Origin of the sequence: Enterococcus sp. AZ191 (assembly GCF_051713845.1) — a bacterium.
Lineage (GTDB): Bacteria > Bacillota > Bacilli > Lactobacillales > Enterococcaceae > Enterococcus_B > Enterococcus_B durans.
The window spans coordinates 2,034,698-2,054,854 of sequence record NZ_JBIOQS010000001.1; the positions used below are offsets into that span (position 1 = coordinate 2,034,698).

19 protein-coding genes and 1 pseudogene are annotated in these 20,157 nt (G+C 35.1%); 8 read left to right on the top strand and 12 right to left on the bottom strand.

Features of this window, described 5'->3' with window-relative positions; all coding sequences use genetic code 11:
- Nucleotides 1-2 precede the first annotated feature (2 nt).
- Nucleotides 3-902, bottom strand: a pseudogene (locus tag IGI47_RS09820) (FAD-dependent oxidoreductase); the annotation flags it as partial.
- 10 nt (nucleotides 903-912) lie between these two features.
- A complete protein-coding gene (locus IGI47_RS09825) occupies nucleotides 913-1,275 on the bottom strand; it encodes a Rid family detoxifying hydrolase (protein WP_438784083.1) in 363 nt (120 codons plus the stop codon).
- Between the two features lie 259 nt (nucleotides 1,276-1,534).
- On the opposite strand from IGI47_RS09825, the gene IGI47_RS09830 reads away from it, so the two are divergent.
- Entirely contained in the window at nucleotides 1,535-2,668 is a 1,134-nt protein-coding gene (locus tag IGI47_RS09830; protein ID WP_438784084.1) for a trans-sulfuration enzyme family protein, read from the top strand.
- 371 nt (nucleotides 2,669-3,039) lie between these two features.
- On the opposite strand, the gene IGI47_RS09835 is transcribed toward IGI47_RS09830, so the two are convergent.
- Entirely contained in the window at nucleotides 3,040-3,402 is a 363-nt protein-coding gene (locus IGI47_RS09835) for a MerR family transcriptional regulator (RefSeq protein WP_438784086.1), read from the bottom strand.
- Nucleotides 3,403-3,793: 391 nt separating this feature from the next.
- On the opposite strand from IGI47_RS09835, the gene IGI47_RS09840 reads away from it, so the two are divergent.
- The gene (locus IGI47_RS09840; RefSeq protein WP_224784466.1) at nucleotides 3,794-4,132 is read left to right on the top strand and encodes a potassium channel family protein; all 339 of its coding nucleotides are present in this window, start codon (nucleotides 3,794-3,796) and stop codon (nucleotides 4,130-4,132) included.
- Here the strand turns inward: IGI47_RS09840 and IGI47_RS09845 are convergent.
- From IGI47_RS09845 to IGI47_RS09855, 3 genes are all read right to left on the bottom strand, one after another.
- On the bottom strand, nucleotides 4,126-5,166 hold the full coding sequence (locus IGI47_RS09845; RefSeq protein ID WP_438784087.1) for a family 20 glycosylhydrolase: 1,041 nt from the start codon (nucleotides 5,164-5,166) through the stop codon (nucleotides 4,126-4,128). The genes IGI47_RS09840 and IGI47_RS09845 overlap by 7 nt on opposite strands.
- A gap of 255 nt (nucleotides 5,167-5,421) precedes the next feature.
- On the bottom strand, nucleotides 5,422-6,807 hold the full coding sequence (locus tag IGI47_RS09850; protein WP_311931348.1) for a M24 family metallopeptidase: 1,386 nt from the start codon (nucleotides 6,805-6,807) through the stop codon (nucleotides 5,422-5,424).
- Nucleotides 6,804-7,580 (bottom strand): DeoR/GlpR family DNA-binding transcription regulator, encoded by a 777-nt coding sequence (locus IGI47_RS09855; RefSeq protein WP_438784088.1) that lies wholly within the window; start codon nucleotides 7,578-7,580, stop codon nucleotides 6,804-6,806. The genes IGI47_RS09850 and IGI47_RS09855 overlap by 4 nt, the downstream gene beginning before the upstream one ends.
- Before the next feature lie 150 nt (nucleotides 7,581-7,730).
- Here IGI47_RS09855 and IGI47_RS09860 point away from each other — a divergent pair, with 150 nt between their 5' ends.
- Nucleotides 7,731-8,366 (top strand): pentapeptide repeat-containing protein, encoded by a 636-nt coding sequence (locus IGI47_RS09860; RefSeq protein WP_311931346.1) that lies wholly within the window; start codon nucleotides 7,731-7,733, stop codon nucleotides 8,364-8,366.
- 843 nt (nucleotides 8,367-9,209) lie between these two features.
- Here the strand turns inward: IGI47_RS09860 and IGI47_RS09865 are convergent.
- Together IGI47_RS09865 and IGI47_RS09870 are read right to left on the bottom strand one after the other, a co-directional pair.
- Nucleotides 9,210-9,347, bottom strand: a complete 138-nt coding sequence (locus tag IGI47_RS09865; RefSeq protein ID WP_311931345.1) for a hypothetical protein — start codon at nucleotides 9,345-9,347, stop codon at nucleotides 9,210-9,212.
- Nucleotides 9,348-9,451: 104 nt separating this feature from the next.
- Nucleotides 9,452-10,336 (bottom strand): LysR family transcriptional regulator, encoded by an 885-nt coding sequence (locus IGI47_RS09870; RefSeq protein WP_438784089.1) that lies wholly within the window; start codon nucleotides 10,334-10,336, stop codon nucleotides 9,452-9,454.
- A 225-nt stretch (nucleotides 10,337-10,561) separates the two neighbouring features.
- Here IGI47_RS09870 and IGI47_RS09875 point away from each other — a divergent pair, with 225 nt between their 5' ends.
- Complete coding sequence (locus tag IGI47_RS09875) at nucleotides 10,562-11,269, top strand: AzlC family ABC transporter permease (RefSeq protein WP_438784090.1); 708 nt, start codon at nucleotides 10,562-10,564, stop codon at nucleotides 11,267-11,269.
- Entirely contained in the window at nucleotides 11,256-11,582 is a 327-nt protein-coding gene (locus IGI47_RS09880; protein ID WP_311931343.1) for an AzlD domain-containing protein, read from the top strand. Before IGI47_RS09875 ends, IGI47_RS09880 begins: the two co-directional genes overlap by 14 nt.
- A 538-nt stretch (nucleotides 11,583-12,120) precedes the next feature.
- Here IGI47_RS09880 and IGI47_RS09885 read toward each other — a convergent pair.
- From IGI47_RS09885 to IGI47_RS09900, 4 genes are all read right to left on the bottom strand, one after another.
- Nucleotides 12,121-12,966 carry a helix-turn-helix domain-containing protein gene (locus IGI47_RS09885; RefSeq protein WP_438784092.1) on the bottom strand — a complete coding sequence of 282 codons (846 nt, stop codon included), beginning with the start codon at nucleotides 12,964-12,966 and terminating at the stop codon, nucleotides 12,121-12,123.
- A 161-nt stretch (nucleotides 12,967-13,127) separates the two neighbouring features.
- The gene (locus IGI47_RS09890) at nucleotides 13,128-13,778 is read right to left on the bottom strand and encodes a CPBP family glutamic-type intramembrane protease (protein ID WP_438784093.1); all 651 of its coding nucleotides are present in this window, start codon (nucleotides 13,776-13,778) and stop codon (nucleotides 13,128-13,130) included.
- Nucleotides 13,779-13,830: 52 nt separating this feature from the next.
- Nucleotides 13,831-14,661 carry a hypothetical protein gene (locus tag IGI47_RS09895; protein ID WP_438784094.1) on the bottom strand — a complete coding sequence of 277 codons (831 nt, stop codon included), beginning with the start codon at nucleotides 14,659-14,661 and terminating at the stop codon, nucleotides 13,831-13,833.
- A gap of 405 nt (nucleotides 14,662-15,066) precedes the next feature.
- On the bottom strand, nucleotides 15,067-15,597 hold the full coding sequence (locus IGI47_RS09900) for a hypothetical protein (RefSeq protein ID WP_438784095.1): 531 nt from the start codon (nucleotides 15,595-15,597) through the stop codon (nucleotides 15,067-15,069).
- A 379-nt stretch (nucleotides 15,598-15,976) separates the two neighbouring features.
- Between IGI47_RS09900 and IGI47_RS09905 the strand changes: the two genes are divergently transcribed.
- From IGI47_RS09905 to IGI47_RS09915, 3 genes are all read left to right on the top strand, one after another.
- Nucleotides 15,977-16,795, top strand: a complete 819-nt coding sequence (locus IGI47_RS09905) for a Cof-type HAD-IIB family hydrolase (protein WP_438784096.1) — start codon at nucleotides 15,977-15,979, stop codon at nucleotides 16,793-16,795.
- A 735-nt stretch (nucleotides 16,796-17,530) separates the two neighbouring features.
- The gene (locus IGI47_RS09910) at nucleotides 17,531-17,812 is read left to right on the top strand and encodes a hypothetical protein (protein WP_438784097.1); all 282 of its coding nucleotides are present in this window, start codon (nucleotides 17,531-17,533) and stop codon (nucleotides 17,810-17,812) included.
- Between the two features lie 952 nt (nucleotides 17,813-18,764).
- The gene (locus tag IGI47_RS09915) at nucleotides 18,765-20,099 is read left to right on the top strand and encodes a hypothetical protein (protein ID WP_438761781.1); all 1,335 of its coding nucleotides are present in this window, start codon (nucleotides 18,765-18,767) and stop codon (nucleotides 20,097-20,099) included.
- Nucleotides 20,100-20,157: the final 58 nt, after the last annotated feature.

The window sequence follows — 20,157 nt, forward strand, 5'->3', positions numbered from 1 at the left end:
TTCGCTGTCGTAGCTAATGGTAGATAAACATCTCCCAACAAACGGTGAGGTATCGAGGCACAGTCACCTGCGGCAAAAACGTCTTTTTGCGAGGTTCGTCCGTAAGTATCAATTCTGATAGCACCATTTTCCAAACAATCGAGTTATCCATCCAAGAAACCAGTATTCGGGATGAATCCTATTGCAAACAACACTGCATCAGTTTCATATCGCTGTTTACTTGTCTGTATAGCATGGACACGCCCACCTTGTTGTTCTATAGCTACTACTGACTCTCCTAAATGGAGGTTCACACCTTTTTCTTGGATCGCTTCTGCTATTTTCTCTGAGAATTCCTGATCGAATGTTCGGTTCATCAATTCTGTTTTTGTTTCGATTATATGTACTTCATTTCTCGTTTTCACCAATTGGTCCGCTAATTCCAACCCGATAAAACCACCACCAACGATGGTGATTTTTCTATAGCTCGGTAGCGCTTGTTTAAATCTATTGATCTCTGATAATTTAGTTGCCGTATAAACATCCTTAGAGTCACTGCCCGCAATAGCTGGAAGCAATGGACTGGCACCTACTGCCAACATCAGGCGATCATATTTCTCGTAGAATCGTTCATTTGTTGCTAGATCCTCCACTAGCACTCGTTTCTTCTCGCTATCTAACGCTTGAGCTTTGTGCTTTAATAACAAACGAATGCCCAAGCGCTCTATTTGTTCTGGGGTCCTTGCAAACATTTCGTTTTCATCACTGAATTCCTCCCCTAAATAATAGGGAAGTCCACATGCCCCGAATGAAACATACTCTTCTTGTTCAATCACGATTATTTCAGTGGATGGGTCCAGACGCTTAGCCTTTGCTGCTGCACTCATGCCGGCCGCTATCCCACCGATGATCACAATCTTCATTTTTCCCCTCCTAACTTTCTTCCATTAGAATCAATTCGATCTCGATCAAAGCACCTTTTGGCAGAGCCCCTACTTGAAAAGCAGAGCGAGCAGGAAAATGCTCACCAAAATATTCTTGATATACTTGATTGAATGTTGCAAAATGTTCAATATCTGCCAAAAAACAAGTAGCTTTTACAATATGATCAAAAGTTAGTTCTAAATCCTTGAGTATATCAGTTATATTTGCCATTACCTGTTTCGTTTGCTCTTCAATCGTTGAGCCACTCAGTTGATCTGTTTTTGGATCTACTGGCAATTGTCCTGAAATAAAAATAAAATCATTTGCTCGACGGTACTTCTCATAAGGCATTTTTATTTCTTCTTTCGTCATTGTTCCCTCCTCGAGTGATAAATTTTTATCAAAAAAACATATTTCAATAAAAAATTATCACAATTAACTATATCAGTCAAACGTTTTTTAGTTTTTTTATATGTAGAAAAATTAGTATAATTGTATACTCTTTATAATAATCTATGTTATTAAATTAAAAACCCCTTTGATAATTTTTTATCAATAAAACGTTGACATAAAGAGAACGAGTATGCTACTTTTAATGCGCAAATGAAAACAAACTTTGGAGGAACGATTCATGAAAATCAATACGAAGTTACTGCATGACTATCCGATGATCGACCCTGTTACTGGTGCTTCATCCATCCCCAAATATCAAGCATCGACTTTTCATCAGCAAGATGTCTTTACCCATATGGGATTTAGCTATACGCGTTTTGGGAACCCTACGGTCGAAGCTGCTGAAAAATATATCGCCTCTTTAGAAAATGCTACTTTTGGATTGGCCTTTTCTTCTGGGATGGCTGCCATCAATGCGGTCTTGTTTTTACTGTCAAAAGGTGACCATCTGGTATTAGGAAAAAACATTTATGGTGGCACCTTCCATAGCATCCATTTGTTTCTTTCACGATTTGGGATTGACTGTACATTCGTAGATGAAACAGATAATGATTCTTGGGAAAAAGCAATTAAAAAAGAAACAAAAATGTTTTATATCGAAACACCTTCAAATCCATTATTGACGATCACTGACATTAGAAAAGTAGCGGAAACTGCCAGAAAACATGGAATTCTTACCGTTTCCGACAATACTTTTATGTCCCCACTCTCGCAACACCCTTTATCCTTAGGCGTAGATATCGTCATACATAGTGCAACTAAATTTATCAATGGACATAGCGACGTAGTAGCTGGCTTAGTTGCTACAAATCAAGAAGCGATTTATAAAAAATTAAAGGAGCATCAGATCGCATTAGGTGGGATCTTAGGACCAGAAGATGCTTGGCTATTATTGCGTGGAGTAAAAACGATGGGATTACGCATGGAGAAGTCCATCAAGAATGCTTCTAAAATCGCCACCTTTTTATCTGAACACGCTAAAGTAAAAAAAGTCTATTATCCTGGATTAGCACAACATCCAGGGTATCAAGTGCATCACCAACAATGTGAGAACTCTGGAGCAATTCTCTCTTTTGAATTGGAAACGGTCGAGCAGATCCAGTCTTTATTTACTAACTGTCGATTGCCAATCGTTGCGGTCAGTCTTGGTGGCGTGGAATCGATTCTTTCCTATCCTTGGGCAATGTCACATGCGAGTATGCCAGAAGAAGAACGGCTAAAAATGGGGGTGACGGAAACACTCGTCCGTCTATCTTGTGGGATAGAAGATGAAGAAGACTTAATAGAAGACTTGACACAAGCACTTGAATGATAGTGTGCTGGTGCAGTGTTTGAGACAACAGTTACAGTAAGAAAAGAATGTAGGAGAAATCTCAGTTTTAGTACAGACACTCGAATAAACGGCGTCCAAAAGTCAGTTTTTTCGTAAATTTCAGAAAAACTCTCCATAACTTTAGTCTTTGTTTGATTATTTTGTCTATGCTTTTTTCTTTAATTTTGATATTCTCATTAGTGGACATTTGGTTTTCCTCCTATGATTTGGTTTGGCGATTTAATTATAGGGCAACCAGATGTCTTTTTGTTATAAAAAAATAATTGGTGTTCCTACTCCTAAGAGTAACAACACCAATTATTATAGAATCCAATTTCTCAAATCGAAACGATTTTTGTCTCGACCTCTTTTTATACGTTCTTTACTAGGAGTCGATCGTAATTCTTTATTTTTCCCTCTAATCGATCAAAACATTCCTGCATCTCTTCGATTTTTTTCGCTAATTGCTGACTCTCTTCAATCAGCAAATCTTTTCGTGCTTCGATTGTTTCATTTCCTTGTTCACATAATTTATTGTAGGTAATCAAAGAGTCGATCGAAAGACCCGCATTGCGCATACAAATGGTAAAATCTACCCAATTCAAGTCTTCTTCCGTATAATCTCTGACGCCTCCTTTTGTCCGATGAACAGGAGGGATCAACCCAATCTTTTCATAATAGCGCAAGGTATCTGGAGATATTCCTTTTTTTTCACTTACTTCTCTGATATTCACTAGTTGTTCACCTCATTTTAACTGATATGTGTGGTCCTTTGATCAAGATCAAACATCCAACCAATGGTGCAATTGAGATCTGCTTTTGTTTGATTGGAGGAAACCATTTTCTATTTTGTTACTAATCAATCGTGTCCACAAAAAATAGCTTGCTTCTCTAAGTTCATACTTCTCACGATATACTAAAAGAATCATACGTTTCTCCAAGTCAAATTGCAAATGAAAATTTTTAAGATCAAATGTCAGTTATTTCCGTGATGAACAATAGATATGAACAGACTCTCCTCAATCAGCTATGATAATCAGTGTTCTTTATAGGTCTCATAAAACAATTATCCTAGTCATATGGTAAACTTTACAGTATAAAATCTACTCAAAGGAGGCCATGATGATGTTCCTTTTTCGTGCAACACTTAAATTGTTCCAGACATTTTTTTCTATTTTGAGAAAAGAAGAAATGCGAGCACTACTTTCTGTAATGTTGATTACTTTAACAATTGGTACGTTCTGCTTTTCTTTTCTCGAAAAAGTATCCTTATTTGACTCTTTTTACTGGAGTTTCATTACACTGACCACTATCGGTTTTGGTGATATCCATCCTGTTACAGTATTAGGAAAATTATTCACCATCCTATACGCTACATTCGGATTAGGAATTATGAGTATCTTTATTTCGATCCTAGTGAAAAATTACGTCCATACCTATGATTCAAGACACCACAATCATTGAAACTGTTGATTCCAGTAACTAGAATAACGAGTAATCAATTGATCGAGCGCCTGCATATCGAACGGGCGCTCGGGGTCGTCTGCCCAAATGCCAAACATGCTTCCAATAATCGGTAATTTTTCAACAGCCGCTGGCACCTGACTTATCTCGGTCCTCTTGATGCCCTCAAGCACTTGCTCAAAATGGTAATACCCATCTTTTTCTGTATTACGCCCGATCACCCAGTACCAGCTGTCATTCGTATTCAACAAACGATGCCCTTTAGCTACTAAAAATTCTGGTTGGCATACTTCATACCCCTTCCAACCAGCTGTCCAATATGCAACGATGATCGCGGGGTCAAACTGCCCATAGCGTTCATCTGCATTATAGTAGATACCGTCATTGAAGACGATTGGTTCCATTTTATTGTTTTTGACCATTGCGGCAAGTTCATTCGTATAGTCTATAAACTTCGCATAATCCCCTTTATCTAGGAGTCCTAGCCACCCTCCTTCTGTTTTTACATCGTTCCCATACTCATCACAGCCAAGGTTGAAGTAACCTACTTTTCCCGAAAAATAGTCTATATATTTTTTAACTAATTGACGCGTAAAGTCAACCGCTTCTTGATTCGCTAAATCGATGGTACTTCGTGATGTGCGAAAAGCGGGAGCTTGAATACCTAAATGTTTCATTCCTTCAACTATAGCATCCATGTGTCCGGGACTATTGATTACCGGTATCAGTTCGATGCTTCGTTTTTTTGCGGATTGCAACAAATAGTCCATGTCTTTTTGCGATAAATAACAGCCATTTGGATCATCATAATATTTTTTCGTTCCTTTGATTAATGCCTCTTTTACTTTTTCACTTTCATAGTATTGGACTTGTCCATTGATCGCCATATCGTCCAAGATAAAACGTAGTCCGTTGTTTGCTAAAATCACTTCGATTCCTGTAAAACCAGCTTGAGAAGCTTTTTCAATGATGGTTTCCAATTGTTCTTTTGAAAAATATTTTCTGCCTGCATCAATCGAAAGTATTTTTTTCACAGTGCCCTCCTAATTTAAAACGTTTTCACAAAAAACTATAAGCTACTTTAGTAAAAAAATCTACTCCTAATTAAAGTAACTTGTAGAAAAGTGAGATAAAAGCAAAGAATACTTTCACCCCACACTCTAAATACGAATAAACGCCTAAGGCAGAACCAATCTACTCAAAATAGGCTGTAATTCTCAAATAGTCGGATCATAATTTTTGTGACATTTTTTATCTATGCTTCCATTTGATTCTTTCCACAGATACTTTTATGTCACCCGTAAAGCTTTTGTTTTTGCCAAATAAAAAGGTCTAAGGTAAGCAACCGTATTCGAAAGAGGCAAAATATCCTTATTCAAGCAGACATTCAGTTCTTTCTCAAGATAGTTTCGGCGGATACAGATCCTTTCCCATAACTCAGGATAATTTTCTTTGATCGAGGTACGAAGTTCTTCATCTGCAATTGCTACACATTCTTCTGCACTGACCCCAGCATAACCGGGAACAGATGGGATAATATCCAGTTGGAAAATCATGCCACTAGCAAGACATTCTGTGGAATCCTCATAGATAGGAGAGGCCATCCATTCCTCATCGGCTGTTAAATGTCCAGGATTCAAATGCCAATGGAACAGCTGCTTCGGTAATACAGATTCAATCAATTGATACATTTCTTTTCCGATTAAACCAACTCTGAGATTCTCAAGCCAAGTGACAATCGCCTTGAAATAAGGTTTTGCTACCCGCTCTAAATAATCAGCTTGCTCCATAGGTAACTCCTCTGCTTTTTCAACAACGAATCCTGTTCGACTAGAAAGCCCCCCTTTAAACCCAGTCGTTAAAGACAAGGCATCACCTTGTTTGATTTTTTTATGTGTGGGGTAGAGATTAGCATAGTCAAAGCGCGTTCCTGTAGCTGCGATCGTGACCACTGTATTGGTTTGCCCCTCGCCATTCAGTTGTTCTGCCACTTCAACTTCTTTGATACCAACTTCAATTTTATTAAGTGCGTTGAGCATACATCTTGATGCTAAATTTGCTCCATACTCATAATGCGCAAGTTCATTTGCATTATTTTCTCTACGAACACCGTTTTCTCCAATCATCAGATAAGTGGCACTTATAAGTTCAGTTTTGGCATCAATAGCTTGTCTGATGGCTTCAACAATGAAATATGGAAGGTCAAATAATTTAGAAGCGGCAACTTTCTGAGTCGTAAACATCTTCCAACCGATCAATCCGATCTTATTTTTTTCCTTAAACCCTAGAGTAGCAAAAATTTCCGCTAAAGATTCTTCATTTGTCATCGGTTGATTTGGTAGTGAAAAAGGCGGATAATGGATCAATTTCGTTGAAATCCTTGAATGAGCATGCATCTTTAGATTTTCATTCCCTACGATCAAAGTATCGTTGCCACTTGCTTCAATCACCAATAATCCCTCTTCAAATCTTGGAATAAATCCTGTCAAATATTCAAAATTCGCTCCATGTTCTTTGTCTGCATAAATAACTAGTGTATCGATTCCTTCTTCTTTCATACGTGTGATCAACTTATTTTTTCTTTCTTCCATTGTTTCTTCAGTCAAGAAAACAGGTGGGACATCTAAAAATGTCATTGGCTCCTTCACTGTGGTTAGAATGATTTTTTTGCTCATCTTTTCGTGCTCCTTTTCTCTAAACATACACAAATTACATGATTTTGAATTAATGCTTCCTCTAGCGTTTTTGATAAAGGACTATCCGTAACTAGCACATCGATTTCCGCCAACTCACATACTTTAAAGAACCCAGTTTTGTCCAACTTCGTATGATCCGCAATAGCAATGACAGTAGCGGCTTGTTTGACCATCTGTCTTTTGACCAATCCTTCCTCTTTCGTATGGATGAACACTCCCTCACTTGATAAAGCATAGATTCCAAGAAGAGTATAATCTACTTTATATTGCTTCAATTGTTCAATCGTTTCTGTACCATGAAGAAACAATTGCGTCTTGTGTAATTTTCCAGGCAAAAGAGAAATAGTCGTGCCATTTAATTTTGCTAGTAACATTGCATGCACCAAGGAATTTGTAACAGCATTTATTTTTTTATCAGATAAATGATGGATCACATTCTCAACTGTAGTGGAAGAATCGAAGATGACCGAACAGTTCTCTTCAATGAATGAACTTGCTTTTTCACCCAATGCGATTTTCACTTGATTGGCTTTGCTTGCTCGTTGTTCATAGTCAAAAATAGGTGCTTTTTCTTCCGGCAGAATTGCCCCGCCGTGTGTCCTCCGTAAAAATTTTTGTTTTTCTAGTTTAATCAAATCGCGACGGACCGTATCTTTTGATACACCTAGCTCTTCTGCCAAATCCTCTATAGTGACACTCTGATGTTCTTTTAAACTATTTTTTATCTTCGTCAAACGATCTTCCATCAGCATGAAATCGCCCCCTAAGTGATAGTTTAATCCACTGTGCATTTTTTTGCGATATTTTGCTGTATTTTGCAATATATTATCCGTTCTTTCATGGTATACTTTGCTTGAACTTGTACCTCTATATCAACAAGTATAATGAAAGTTGGGTAATCAATGAAGATCATACCGCCTAAAATCACGGCACAATTAGAAAGTAAGCGTTTCTCAGATATTTTTTATGAAGAAGATCCCATTCTCGAAATGTGTACTGTTTCTGGTTCTGAATTCATGGATTCGTCCCTTGAACGGCCACGTTTTTATCATATGGAATTTGACCACTGTCTTTTTACGAATACTGATTTCAGTATGCTTGAAGTTGTTGACGTTCGCTTCAAGAATTGCGATTTTTCGAATGCTGATCTTTCCAAAGCATCAATTCATCGCGCGGAATTCATCAATTGCAAACTCTTAGGGACGTCTTTTCCTGAATCCTCGATCCACCATGTTACTTTTCAAGATTGCATCTTAAACCTTGCAACTTTTGGTTTTTCAAAACTCGAAAACATTCGCTTTGTCCATTCACAATTGAAAGGAACTGATTTCTATCGATGTAAATTCAAACATCCGGCTTTTGATACATGCGATTTAAATGAAGCTAATTTTGTGCAAACTCCTTTAAAGGGTGTTGATTTGAGTACTTCTCACTTTGAGACCTTAACTGTTTCAATGGATGATCTAAAAGGATGCAAAGTCTCGACTTATCAGGCTTTACGCTTCTCCACTTTGATGGGCTTGATCATCAAAGAATAACGTCATGAGAAAATTGCTATGCTGTTCTTTCGAATGACAAATGTAGTAGGGTATATATTCTGAAAAAAATGGTCAGGACACATGGAGAAACAATGATATCTTCCACACAAAACAACAAAAAGATGTCGAGATAAAAGTCGTTTAGGTTTGAGAAATTGGAGAGAAAAGAGGTTGGGACAGAAGTGTTTAACTCCGAGAAATAAGAAGAAATTAACGAAAATTGCTGTTCAAATTTTTGTGAATTTCGGCTTATTTAAGAAGGAGTTGCTTCTGCTCCCACCGTTTATTCGTTTTTAAAGAATGAGACAAAAGTGTTTCTCACTTTTGTCCCACGCTCGTTTTTTTGAAATTTCCGAAAGACCTGACTTTTGGACGCCGTTTATTCAAGAATCTGTAGCAAAACTGAGATTTGTCCCACATTCCTTTTTTCTATAAAGCTTCATCGATTTTTTTGAACAGTTCTGTCGATCTTTATTGAAAATAAACATACTTTAGCCAATTGTCAATTGCTTGGTCTGCCTTGCTGACACGAGAACCGCGAATGGCTAAACCTGTTTTGATCATTGCTTCAGGACATGCTTGACGTAGTTGATCTAGACTATGGCAGAAATGAAGAACCTTCATGTGTACAAAAAGGATAGATTATCTTCTTCTTGGTTGACGTAGTAGCTAAGAAACTCGCGACTGCTTACGGATAACAGCCCAACCAATTCGGATAGCCTAAAAATATGATGAATTCTGTGAGAATACTAGATGGGATTGCTTGGATGCGAGGCAATATGCTTTTTCTAGTTTTGCCTTTGCTACTGCCTCTGGATATCTACTTGGGTAAGGATCAATCGTTTATACTCCATAGATTTGCCCATTCACTTTTAGTGCGATATTCTCAGCTACTATCTGGGTGTTCCCTTTAGTAAGCAACTGATGGGGCCCATTGATCAAGTTCTCTTCTGCTCTTGAAAAATAAACGATAGCGACCATTCTTCCACCTTCTCTCGTTTTTCATTCTACTGGCGGAAACTAAAAATGTATAATACCTAACTACCGAAATATCTATGCTTACTAAGTATAGATGTGAGAACTTTTCAATTTGAAAACGCAGTGCTGAAACGATGAATCAATTCCTTTACAACTGGTGAAAGGGAGCGTTTCTTTTTCCATACAAGTACGCAATTTGTTTCAATCGTTGGTGACAAAGGCAGAAATTTTAACGTATCTACTTCTCGGCCAGTAATGACTCCTTCGATCACAAATGCTGAACCAACATTATTTTCAACTAATGAGAAGATGTTGAAAATCAAATTAAACGTACCGATGATCGTTAAATCTGTTACATCTTTTCCCATAAAGCGACTTAACAAGTCTTGGACTTCCGGTCTCTTGGAAATAAGTAATGGTACACCTTGTAGTTCATCTTTTGTGAGCTCTTCTTTTTGCGCTAAAAAAGAATCTGTTGAAACTAAAAGACCCCATTTTTCTTTTCTTGGCAAAACAATCGTTTCGTATTTTTCTGTTGAAACCGGCTCCAGCAAGATCGCTAAATCCACTAATCCCTTATCTAAACGATCAGTTATCTCATCCCCAGTTCCACTATACAGATCGAAATGGACTTCGGGATAATCGCTGAGAAGTTCTTCTAGCATCATAGCTAAAGTATCCGAATTATCTGCTTCAACGCACCCAATTGAGAAATGACCACTGAATAATTGATGTTTCCGATTTTTAAATTCGCACTGCGTCTGTTCTGTCAAATCCAATATTTCTTCTGCACGATCTTTTAAAAAGCGCCCCGCCTCAGTTAAGACCATCTTGCGTTTTTCACGAATAAATAATTCTGTTCCTAATTCTTCTTCTAGTTCTCGTAATTGCCGACTCAATGTTGGCTGCGTGAGATGTAGAACTTCCGCTGCTTGCGAAATCGTTTTCTCCTGCGCAATTGTATAAAAATATTTCAATAAACGAATTTCCATTTGCCCCCTCCATGACTCATTTCTTCTCTTATTGTCCTCGTTTAAGACTACTAATTAGAGTATACTCTAAGTCAATATTTTTTGCGTGATCCTATAGTCACTTACACTGAATTTCCCACTATTTTTTTCATTATTATCCCTAAAAAAAGACAAATTATGGTTGACTTACCCTATCTTACAAGAATATAGTAATAACAATTATTTATTTGAAAGGAGAAAAACAATTTGAATGGTAACCTTAATCAACGTACAGCCATTACTGATACTCTACCTACAGTTTTCGGTTACATTGGAATCGGTATTGCTTTTGGTATCGTCGGAAAGGCAGCGGGTTTTTCACCTTTTGTCGTAACCCTCATGTCTTTGCTGATCTATGCAGGGTCTGCACAGTTCATTACTGTCACCATGCTAGTTTCTCACAGCCCGATCCTGTCGATTATTTTTTCAACTTTTTTAGTAAATGCGCGCATGATCTTGATGAGTATGACTTTAGCACCTTTCTTTAAAAAAGAATCACTTGCTAAAAATCTGTTTCTTGGTACTTTGTTAACAGATGAAAGTTTTGCTTTAGGAATGAATAAATTGAATCATACAGGTGGAAAATTGAATTTTTCATGGATGAATACTGCAAACTGGATAGCTTATCTTACTTGGGTAATCTCCACATTCATCGGTTCAGTCATTGGTAATCTGATTACTGATCCAAATAAATATGGACTAGACTTTGCAATCGTTGCGATGTTTATTGGCCTACTCTATCTACAAGTCATCAGTGACCGTTCCCTTCATCGCTTACTGCAATTATTAGTTATTTTGTTTACATTGATTCTCGTTTATCTTGGTTTGATCGTTATTCCAAGTAATTTATTGATAGTAATTGTGACCTTACTTGGTTGCGGATTTGGAGTGATAATTAAACATGCCTTCTTTTGATTTTACATTACTGACGATTGTCGGCTGTGGAATTGCTACTTGGTTATCAAGAGTTGTTCCTTTTGCCTTGTTAAAAAAATTTGACCTACCTGCTCCATTGTTGGAATATTTGGGTTTTGTTCCTATTGTGATCATGTCTGCTTTATGGTTCAATAGTCTCTTTATCCAAGATTTAGGTCATTTACCTCAAATAAATATGGAAAATCTACTTGCTTCTGTCCCTACGATCCTCGCTGCGGTACTTTCTAAAAGCCTGCTCGTGATCGTGATCATTGGGATCATTTCGCTTGCAATCATTCGACTGTATGTTTGAGTCACCGATTATATGGACTTCTAGATAGCCAAACTCGAGGCAGGATAAGTTGATTTGCTTAAAAAAGTTGAACAAAAACAAATAGTGTTGCAAAGCTAGTTTTCAAAAAATAGACCGGATCATCTTATACGAAGGATAAACTCATTTAGATGATCCGGCTTTTCATTGAATTGGTTTGATCAACTTTTTTAATCTATTTGAATCGACTGTACAAATGTCGGCCAAAACTAAAAATCAGTTTTGGTACAGACTCTCGAATAAACAGCGTCCAAAAGTCAGGTTTTTCGGAAATTTCGAAAAAAGAGGCTGTGACAGAAGTGTTTAACTCCGAGAAATAAGAAGAAATTAACGAAAATTACTGTTCAAATTTTTGTGAATTTTGGCTTATTTACGAAGAATTTGCTTCCGCGCGCACCCTTTATTCGTTTTTAAAGAATGAGACAAAAGTGTTTCTTACTTTTGTCCCACGCTCTTTTCTCTCCAATTTCTCAAACCTAAACGACTTTTGTCTCGACCTCTATTTTTACAAATGTGCCTCTCATTTAGAAACTACAACATCCGTACTCAACGCTTTAAGTTCACCAACAATCGAAGAATGCCCCAGTTCAATAAGTAAATCTAAGATTATTTTACAATTCTCAATGGCTTGACCATCCCTGCTGTTCCTTTTTATGGATAAGATATTGTCAAAATATTTTGTTAATAATCGATGGAAAAATTCTTTATAGTCTGAACTAAGTAGTTGTAATTGATAGATCAAGACTTCTGCATAATCAAAATAGCCATGGCGGATAGCTTGAGTAATTACGTTTACCAACATCGCACAAAATATCTCTCGTCCCTTGTCATATTCAACATATAAAGGAAAATGTTGCTCAAAATCCAAAAACTCAATCGTGTTTCCAAAAAATTGGATCTCTCTTAATGTCCAGGTTTCAATTTCCACTAGATAGTTTTGAATCGTTTCACGATCTTCTTCGATTGTTGCTGAATCATCAAACCTTCCTGTTCGATTAAAATTCTCGATTGCCTGTATACGACATCTTATTTCTGCAAATCGTAACTGATCAATCACTCTAGTTTTATCTGCATATTTTTTTAAAAGTTCATACAAAGATTTTAGATCATGTGTATTAGAATACTTGGATAGTTTATAGATGTAAGCAGAATAATCATTTAAAAGATATCCCTTGTCTATAAACAGAAATTCATCTATATCCATTGACAAACGATCTAATATCTCAATCAAAAGGGTCGTCGCTATACTATGTTTTCCTTTTTCAAATTCTATAGCATACGATTTAGAGATGATATCTTGATAAATTGCTTTTTGGGAGTATCCTTTACTTATTCGAATTTCTCTGATCTTTGGACCAAAATTCATAGAATCCCTCCGTTCCGATAAGTGGGCACATCTGACTAAATCAAAGGTTTCACCCAATTGAAGCACACAGTAGTCAAAGTCTTTGATGGTTTGGCCTTTCTGTCACTATACTTTCTTAAATAAATCGGCTTTCTTGCTAGAAATTCTCAATTAATCTGTGGCTAAAAAAATCCTTTCATTGAAAGTAGAATAACAATGAAAGCTGTCCAATCATACGCAACATGGACAAAATAACCAGCCCATATCGAATCACTTTTCAAACTAGCTACAGTAAAAGGAATCCTTCCTACTCCAATGATCAGAAGGCATTGCAATAGATTCCATTGATAAGTCGGTAGATGGATTAACCCGAATAATACAGAAGAAACAAGAACCCCAGCCACTATTGCTTTTCTCGTACCACCTAATAAGTTAGCCACAATGACTAAGATAACGATTGTCAAAAGTTCTTCCCCTAATAGCATAGGTAACGTTTCGATAAGGAGCAACGGGGATAAGTGTTCAGTAACTTCATTCGCTGCAGTCGATGCGTGTAAGATATTTTTTACAACAGATGCCATTACCAAACTTAAAACAACCGCACAAACATAGAAATATAGAAAAGTTCGTATTCCTTTTTTAGGTTTCTTGAAACCGACTTTTAAGCCTTCTATTCCAAAAAGACTATATAATCCTACAAATCCTCCAGCTGCCAGTGAAATGCTTTCGATGATAGGTACTCCTACTGTTAAGATAGCATACCCGATCATTAAGCTAAGGATAGCTATAGGAATACCTATATTGTTCATTTTTTTTGTCGTTAATTCTTTCATTATACATTTCCTTTCTTACTTTTCTAATTAAGTCATATTTTTCACCTTTTACTTACTGGTCGTTATAGGAATTTTTATTTAAACAAATGGTACCTATTCCTACTAGTAATAGAAATAGGCCGCTCCATTTCATCACTGCAGATGGTTTCCTATTTTCTCCTGTTTTGGGCAATTCCTTTCGAAGCATCTGCACTGTTGAATTACTCGAAGAGATTTTTATAGTTGAATCAATTGTTCCTTTTTCTATAGAGAAATCATTTTCCGTATTTTCTCCTTCAGTCATCGTGGACAAATTGTCCTCTTTTTGTGAAACTTTTGGTACAGATTCATTACTCTTATGATTCTGAGGTTCCTCTTTTACTTCTGTTACAGAAGTATCTGCTTTAGCTGGTTCCTCTTTTACTTCTGTTACAGAAGTGTCTGCTTTAGCTGAGCTAGATTCTACTAATTTGCTGCTTATTCCACCTTTTCTTTTTTCATTACTTATTTGAGTAGGTACACTTGTTTTTTCGGAAAACAAAGTACTTGTACTTGAAGATGTATCCTCTACCATATCTGCTTTCTTATCTGTGGAAGAAGGATCAGATTCAATTGTAGATGTACTTGTTGATTCAATAGTCTCCGATTCTTTCACCAATTTATGATGAATGAGATCTGCTATTGTTTTTGTTTCATTTTGGGCATACCACTGTCTATCAAAGCGCCATTCTTCGCCATCTTCAGTATAAGCAACCCGTCCATCATTACTAATTACTTTAACTCCATTTAATGTGTCGTATCCCTCAATTGTCATTGCCTGTGTTCGCGGGACAAATACTATTGAACCAAAAACCCCAAACAATGATAAATAAACAAATGATAATATTTTTTTACTATTCTTCATCGACTACTCCTTTAATCATTCAATTATTTGTCTATTATAGATTGGAACCTTATCCGATTCTTTTTTAGTCCTATATGTCAGACCTCTAAATGCAAAAGTAAACAATTATTAACAAAAAAATTTCTTAATTGATATTCCATTTTATGTATAGTACTGAATCATCAAACAGTTTCTTAGTTTAATGATCCACTAAATTTAGTAATAGTCTTTTATAATAACTTAAAAAAACAGATTTCTCTATTTTTGTACATACTAAAAAAGCGATGAACATCTTTCTTGCAAGATGTCCTGTCGCTTTTTTAATCGACTCCTTGTCTTTCACTAAGATCAATAAGGATTTTTATGGATAAAAAGATTACTTTGTTGTATTAATGGTGGCTTTGATGATGTTTGATTTTGGATTGTCTATCTGGTAAAGATAGTATGTTCACCAATCATGTCATTCAATGCGGTCTTCATATGTGCAAGATGTTTAAATCGCAGTTTTTCATAATCAATCTTAGTTTTATCTAAAATTACGTGCTTTTTAAAAATCATATGAGGTATTTCTAAGATAAACGGATGCGTGAATGAGTTTGGTAAAAGATTGCTATAAGTCAATAACAATGACGCAATCGTATGTAAATCAAAAATTCGATCGTCAAATCTAGCTCTATAAACAGCAAATTCATCCCCGCTGGCATATTTAGAAAAACAATTTACTTGTTTGTTCGTGTACACCAAATGTTCCTTTTTGAAAAAAACGACTCCCTCCTGTTGAAGTAATGAGATGATAAGATGGATAAATGGTTTGACCTCTCTGCCTTCAATATGTCCACGAAGCCTTTCAATATCAATAAATAGCTGACTACAACTATCAGCAGTTAGTCGTTCTTGCTCAAGCCCCTCAATAAGTGAACGAAATGATTTTATTCTATTTTTGACATGTTCATTCAAAGATACTCTCTCCTTTCTCCGACAGCCTTACTCCTGAGAATAGCAGTTAGAAGCCATGTGATACAACAATAGCTCCACTGGATAAAAAACTCACGAATTAGGTTCTTTTCCATGTAAGATACAGATCATCTAGCGAAATGCATATCCATACACTTTATTATACCTAAAAACTTTTCTTTATTTTTTCTTTTTTCTCAAAATGTAGGATTTTATTCCTAAACGAAGGATAGCTGAGCATAAATGTTTCCATTTGCTAACACCTTATTTATTAATTTTTTCTTTGAAAGTATGGTTAATATTGTATATACATGTTAAAATATTTGATGAAAGCGTTATAATCACATGTCAATTACCTACTTAAAAAAATGGAGTGTATAAAATGAATATGAATCCCCACAATATCAAGTTAGTTGCTGTAGATATGGATGGAACATTTGCTAGAAGTGATTATACTTATGACATCCACAGATTTAATGCCATTTTTTCTAGAATGAAAGAGGTCGGCTGTGCATTTGTTGTGGCAAGTGGCAATCAGTATTACCAATTGCGTTCTCTTTTTCCTAATCACCATAACGAGATGAGTTTTGTCGCCGAGAATGGTGCTTTAGTCAAAGATAAAGACACATTTATCTTTTCCGCCGATATCCCTAAAGAATCCATTCAATCTGTGCTCGAACTGTGTAAAAACAACCCAGAAATACAAAATGTGATGTGTGGCCGTAACAGCGCTTATTGCGAGCGAGGGACTGTAAGTAAAGAGTTTTTTGAATTAACCAACATTTATTATCATAAATTGACATGGGTAGATGATTTTTCTCAAGTCGAAGATCAGATTCTAAAATTTGCCCCCACTGTTCCCGTAGAAAAAACAGAGTACTATTGCGACTTATTCCGGGAAAAATTAGCTGGATCACTCGTTCCTACTAGTAGTGGTCATGGATCTGTAGACTTGATTGTCCCAAGTTGCCATAAAGCTGCTGGATTAGAAAAATTAGTCCAACGTTGGGGTATCACATCAGAACAATGTGTCGCTTTTGGTGATGGTGGAAATGATTTAGAGATGCTCGCTTATTGTGGGCGCGGTTATGCCATGGATAATGCTCCAGATGCTGTAAAAGCAGTAGCAGACGAAATTTGTCCCTCAAACGACCAAGATGGCGTTCTTGTGACCTTAGATCGACTGTTTCCTCTGGTGTAAATCACTGGATAGTTAGAAGACTTATAAGAAAAAACCACTCTGTTCCATACAAATTTTCAAGTGTTACTATCCGAAAATAATCGTATAAATTAGGGGCTTCTAACTCAAGTCCGATATTTATACGATTATTCGGTGGTTGTTCGCTATCGCTTTTTTTTTCATTTATAAACATAATGATACATCCATTCAATTTAGTATCCTCTTCGAACAGCTCCTCACATCTAAAACTTCTGTTATTCAATACAGTAACAGCCATTATCTTTCTTTATATTCCTCTTTCTTGCTCTAAAAAATCTAGACCACTGATTCTTACATCGATATTTTTTTGATGTTAATCTGCCCTCTTTCTTCTCTTCAAAGTTTAAAGATCCCCCATAAATTTTTTGCTTAAATCGCAGGTTTTCAACAATGATAACTCTAGTTTCTGCTATTCATAGATAGCTAAGAAAAAATTGAGGAATTTACTTTTATCATTAAGGAACTTTATGCCTTTCTAAAGGTACAGGTCGCCAAATCAATCAAAAAACTTTTCTTATTTAAAGAGCAATCCTTCAAGTTTTGCTATTATAAATAAAGGAAGTATTTTTCAGTAAAAAAGATATAAACCTATATTTAAAACACTCTCTGCAAGTGTTTCTTCAATTATTGACCGGTGAATTCCAGAGAATGATTGGTTATCTATTGACTCTCCCTTAAGAGGAGACAGTATTCTGTTAATGAAAGGAGCGGATCAGCATGAATAAAGTGATTGAGGCAAAAGATTTAACAATGACTCTTGGCGGCAGAAAGATCATTGACCATTTATCTTTAGCAGTCAATAAAGGAAAAGTATTCGGTTTATTAGATCTAAATGGTGCTGAGAAAACAACCACTATTGAAACCATCCTAGATATCAAGCAATCTGACCACGGTTCTACCCACATACTTGGCCAATATTCTCGAAAGTCTCGTCGAAAATTATTTGAAAAGGTGGGGGCCAACTTCAATCCTCCAGTTATCAAACAAATATCAAAGTAGGCGAATTATATGATGAAATCTCAAGCTTGTACAAACAACCGCTGGATTACTCCGAATTGTTGTAGCTCTTCAAATTAGAAAAATTAAAAAAACAGTTTGTGTGTTTATTGTTTGGCGGACAACATTCATTGAATTTGGTGTTACTACAACTATTATTTCCAAACTCCTTTTCTAACTGCTTTTATTTTCCGAATACCGTCCGTGTGACAAAAGTATTTTAAGAGTTTCCTAGCGCAACCGCAAAACTACCTCCATTGTCCGATGTGATTTTATTATTTTTACGGATACTTTATAAGAAATAGTCCAAGAATTTTTTTCTTATTGACAGTATAAGTCTTATCTTCTTATTTCTTTGATATAAAAAATAGCCCTTGATAATCAAGGGTTTTTCCACTATCTGATAGCGATAGATTAACGACGGATTTCTTTGATACGAGCTGCTTTTCCGTGTAATGCACGTAGGGATTCAAAGACTATTTAAATATACATCAAAAGCTCCAAAACACTTTCATATCAACATTTTAGATGTCTTAGACTATTCAAAAATTGTCATAAAAAACCAATCATCAGTCAATTTTTGCCCCTTTTCTTCCCCTTTCTAAAAAAAATACCTCAAGGCACTCCGCTATTTAGAGTTATTAAAAGACTGAAAACTAATATATCAACTATTACTTTTATCTACAATCTGAATTTTTTCCATTTTAGTAAAAAAAAAATAATAATAGGTTCATTAGAGAATTTCACCTAACTTACAGTATAGAATGTAACGAAAAGAATATAAATAATATTTGTAACTAAATAGATAATCTTATACAAACTATTGCACTCTAAAACATCGCTAATTTATAAATAAATATAAGATAAATCTATTCCTCTTATATTTATTTAAAGTGTTTGAAACATAAATATCATTTTTTTTATTATTATAAGCTAATTAGAAAGGATTTTTATTTTGAATTCAGAAGAAACTTACCAAACTTTAAAATTACTTGCACAAACAAAACGAAAAGATTTCTTAAACTCCAATGATTATGCCTCAATAATGACTGATATCATGCTACAAATACTAAATTTAAAAGACAATTCTTGGAAGTATCAAGATTTGGCACCTTATAAATTCAATGTTGAATTAATATCTCTTTATAATGATTATTTAACACTACATGAATCTGACTTTAAACATAGAGATATTTTGAATTTAAAAAAATCATTAGAAAATAGCATATATAGTACCCTAGAACCTAGATTATTACAAGATGAAATGCAGAATTTAATTACAAATGAAGAAGATAGTTTTTTAGTAATACCATTAAGTATATTTCAATATGACTCATCAAAAAATGAATGGATTAGTCATGAAGTAGGCTCTATTATAAGAAAAAAATCAGATCTGATTGAAGTAGAGATTATCGATAAATCTGGTTTATTTATACCTTCTCGTGCAAAACAAACAGATTATGTCTGGTCTCAAAATCATAAAAATACTCCTCCAAAAATAATTATTGATTATCATTATTATATTTCAATTGAAAGAATTTCAGAACTTTCTGATTTATTATCATTAGGAATTAATAATTTAGAAACACAAAAAAAAAGTGTTTTTTTATTGCCTTTCACACATGAATTTCCTAATTTTTCTAATTCAAATATTAGAGATTACTTCTTTACTAAATTAAGTACTATCTCAAACAAAGAACATTATGGGAATAAAATTAGTAGTTACCAGGCACTAGGAAATTGTTTTTCAAAGGAATTAGATACCACACTAAAAGTAGCATTAGGTAAAATACAGCCTAGTAATTATTTAGAACCTCTATCTATGGATAGGCTTAATTCTTATACTTCACTTTCAGAATATAAATTACCTAATATTAAGTCTACTAGTACCATTTATGCTTCTTTAATTGCTATTCTGATGGACCGTTTTGAATCTTTAAAATTTATGAAAGAAGACTATCAAACAAATCTCATAGAACTATATAATACTTATAAATATTTAAAGAATTGTCGTCAAGATAGTCCGTTTAAAAAAACATTGCAAACTAAATTAACAAATCAACTATACAGTAATTCTAATCTAGTTATTTCAAAAACCAAAAGAACAAATCTTTCTATAGATAGTTCTAATATGAATTTGGACTATATAAAAAATATAAGAAAAGCATTAATACACGGATATTTTAATCCTAAAAGTCTAGATAATTTAAACGCAGAAATAAAAAAACAACCTTTTTATAAAAGAAAAAAATGGAAAGAAAGTATTACTGTCAATTATAAGAACCGGTAAAAAATATATAAATTCATTTGAAATAACGAAAATTATATTTCTATAATAAGACGAGGGA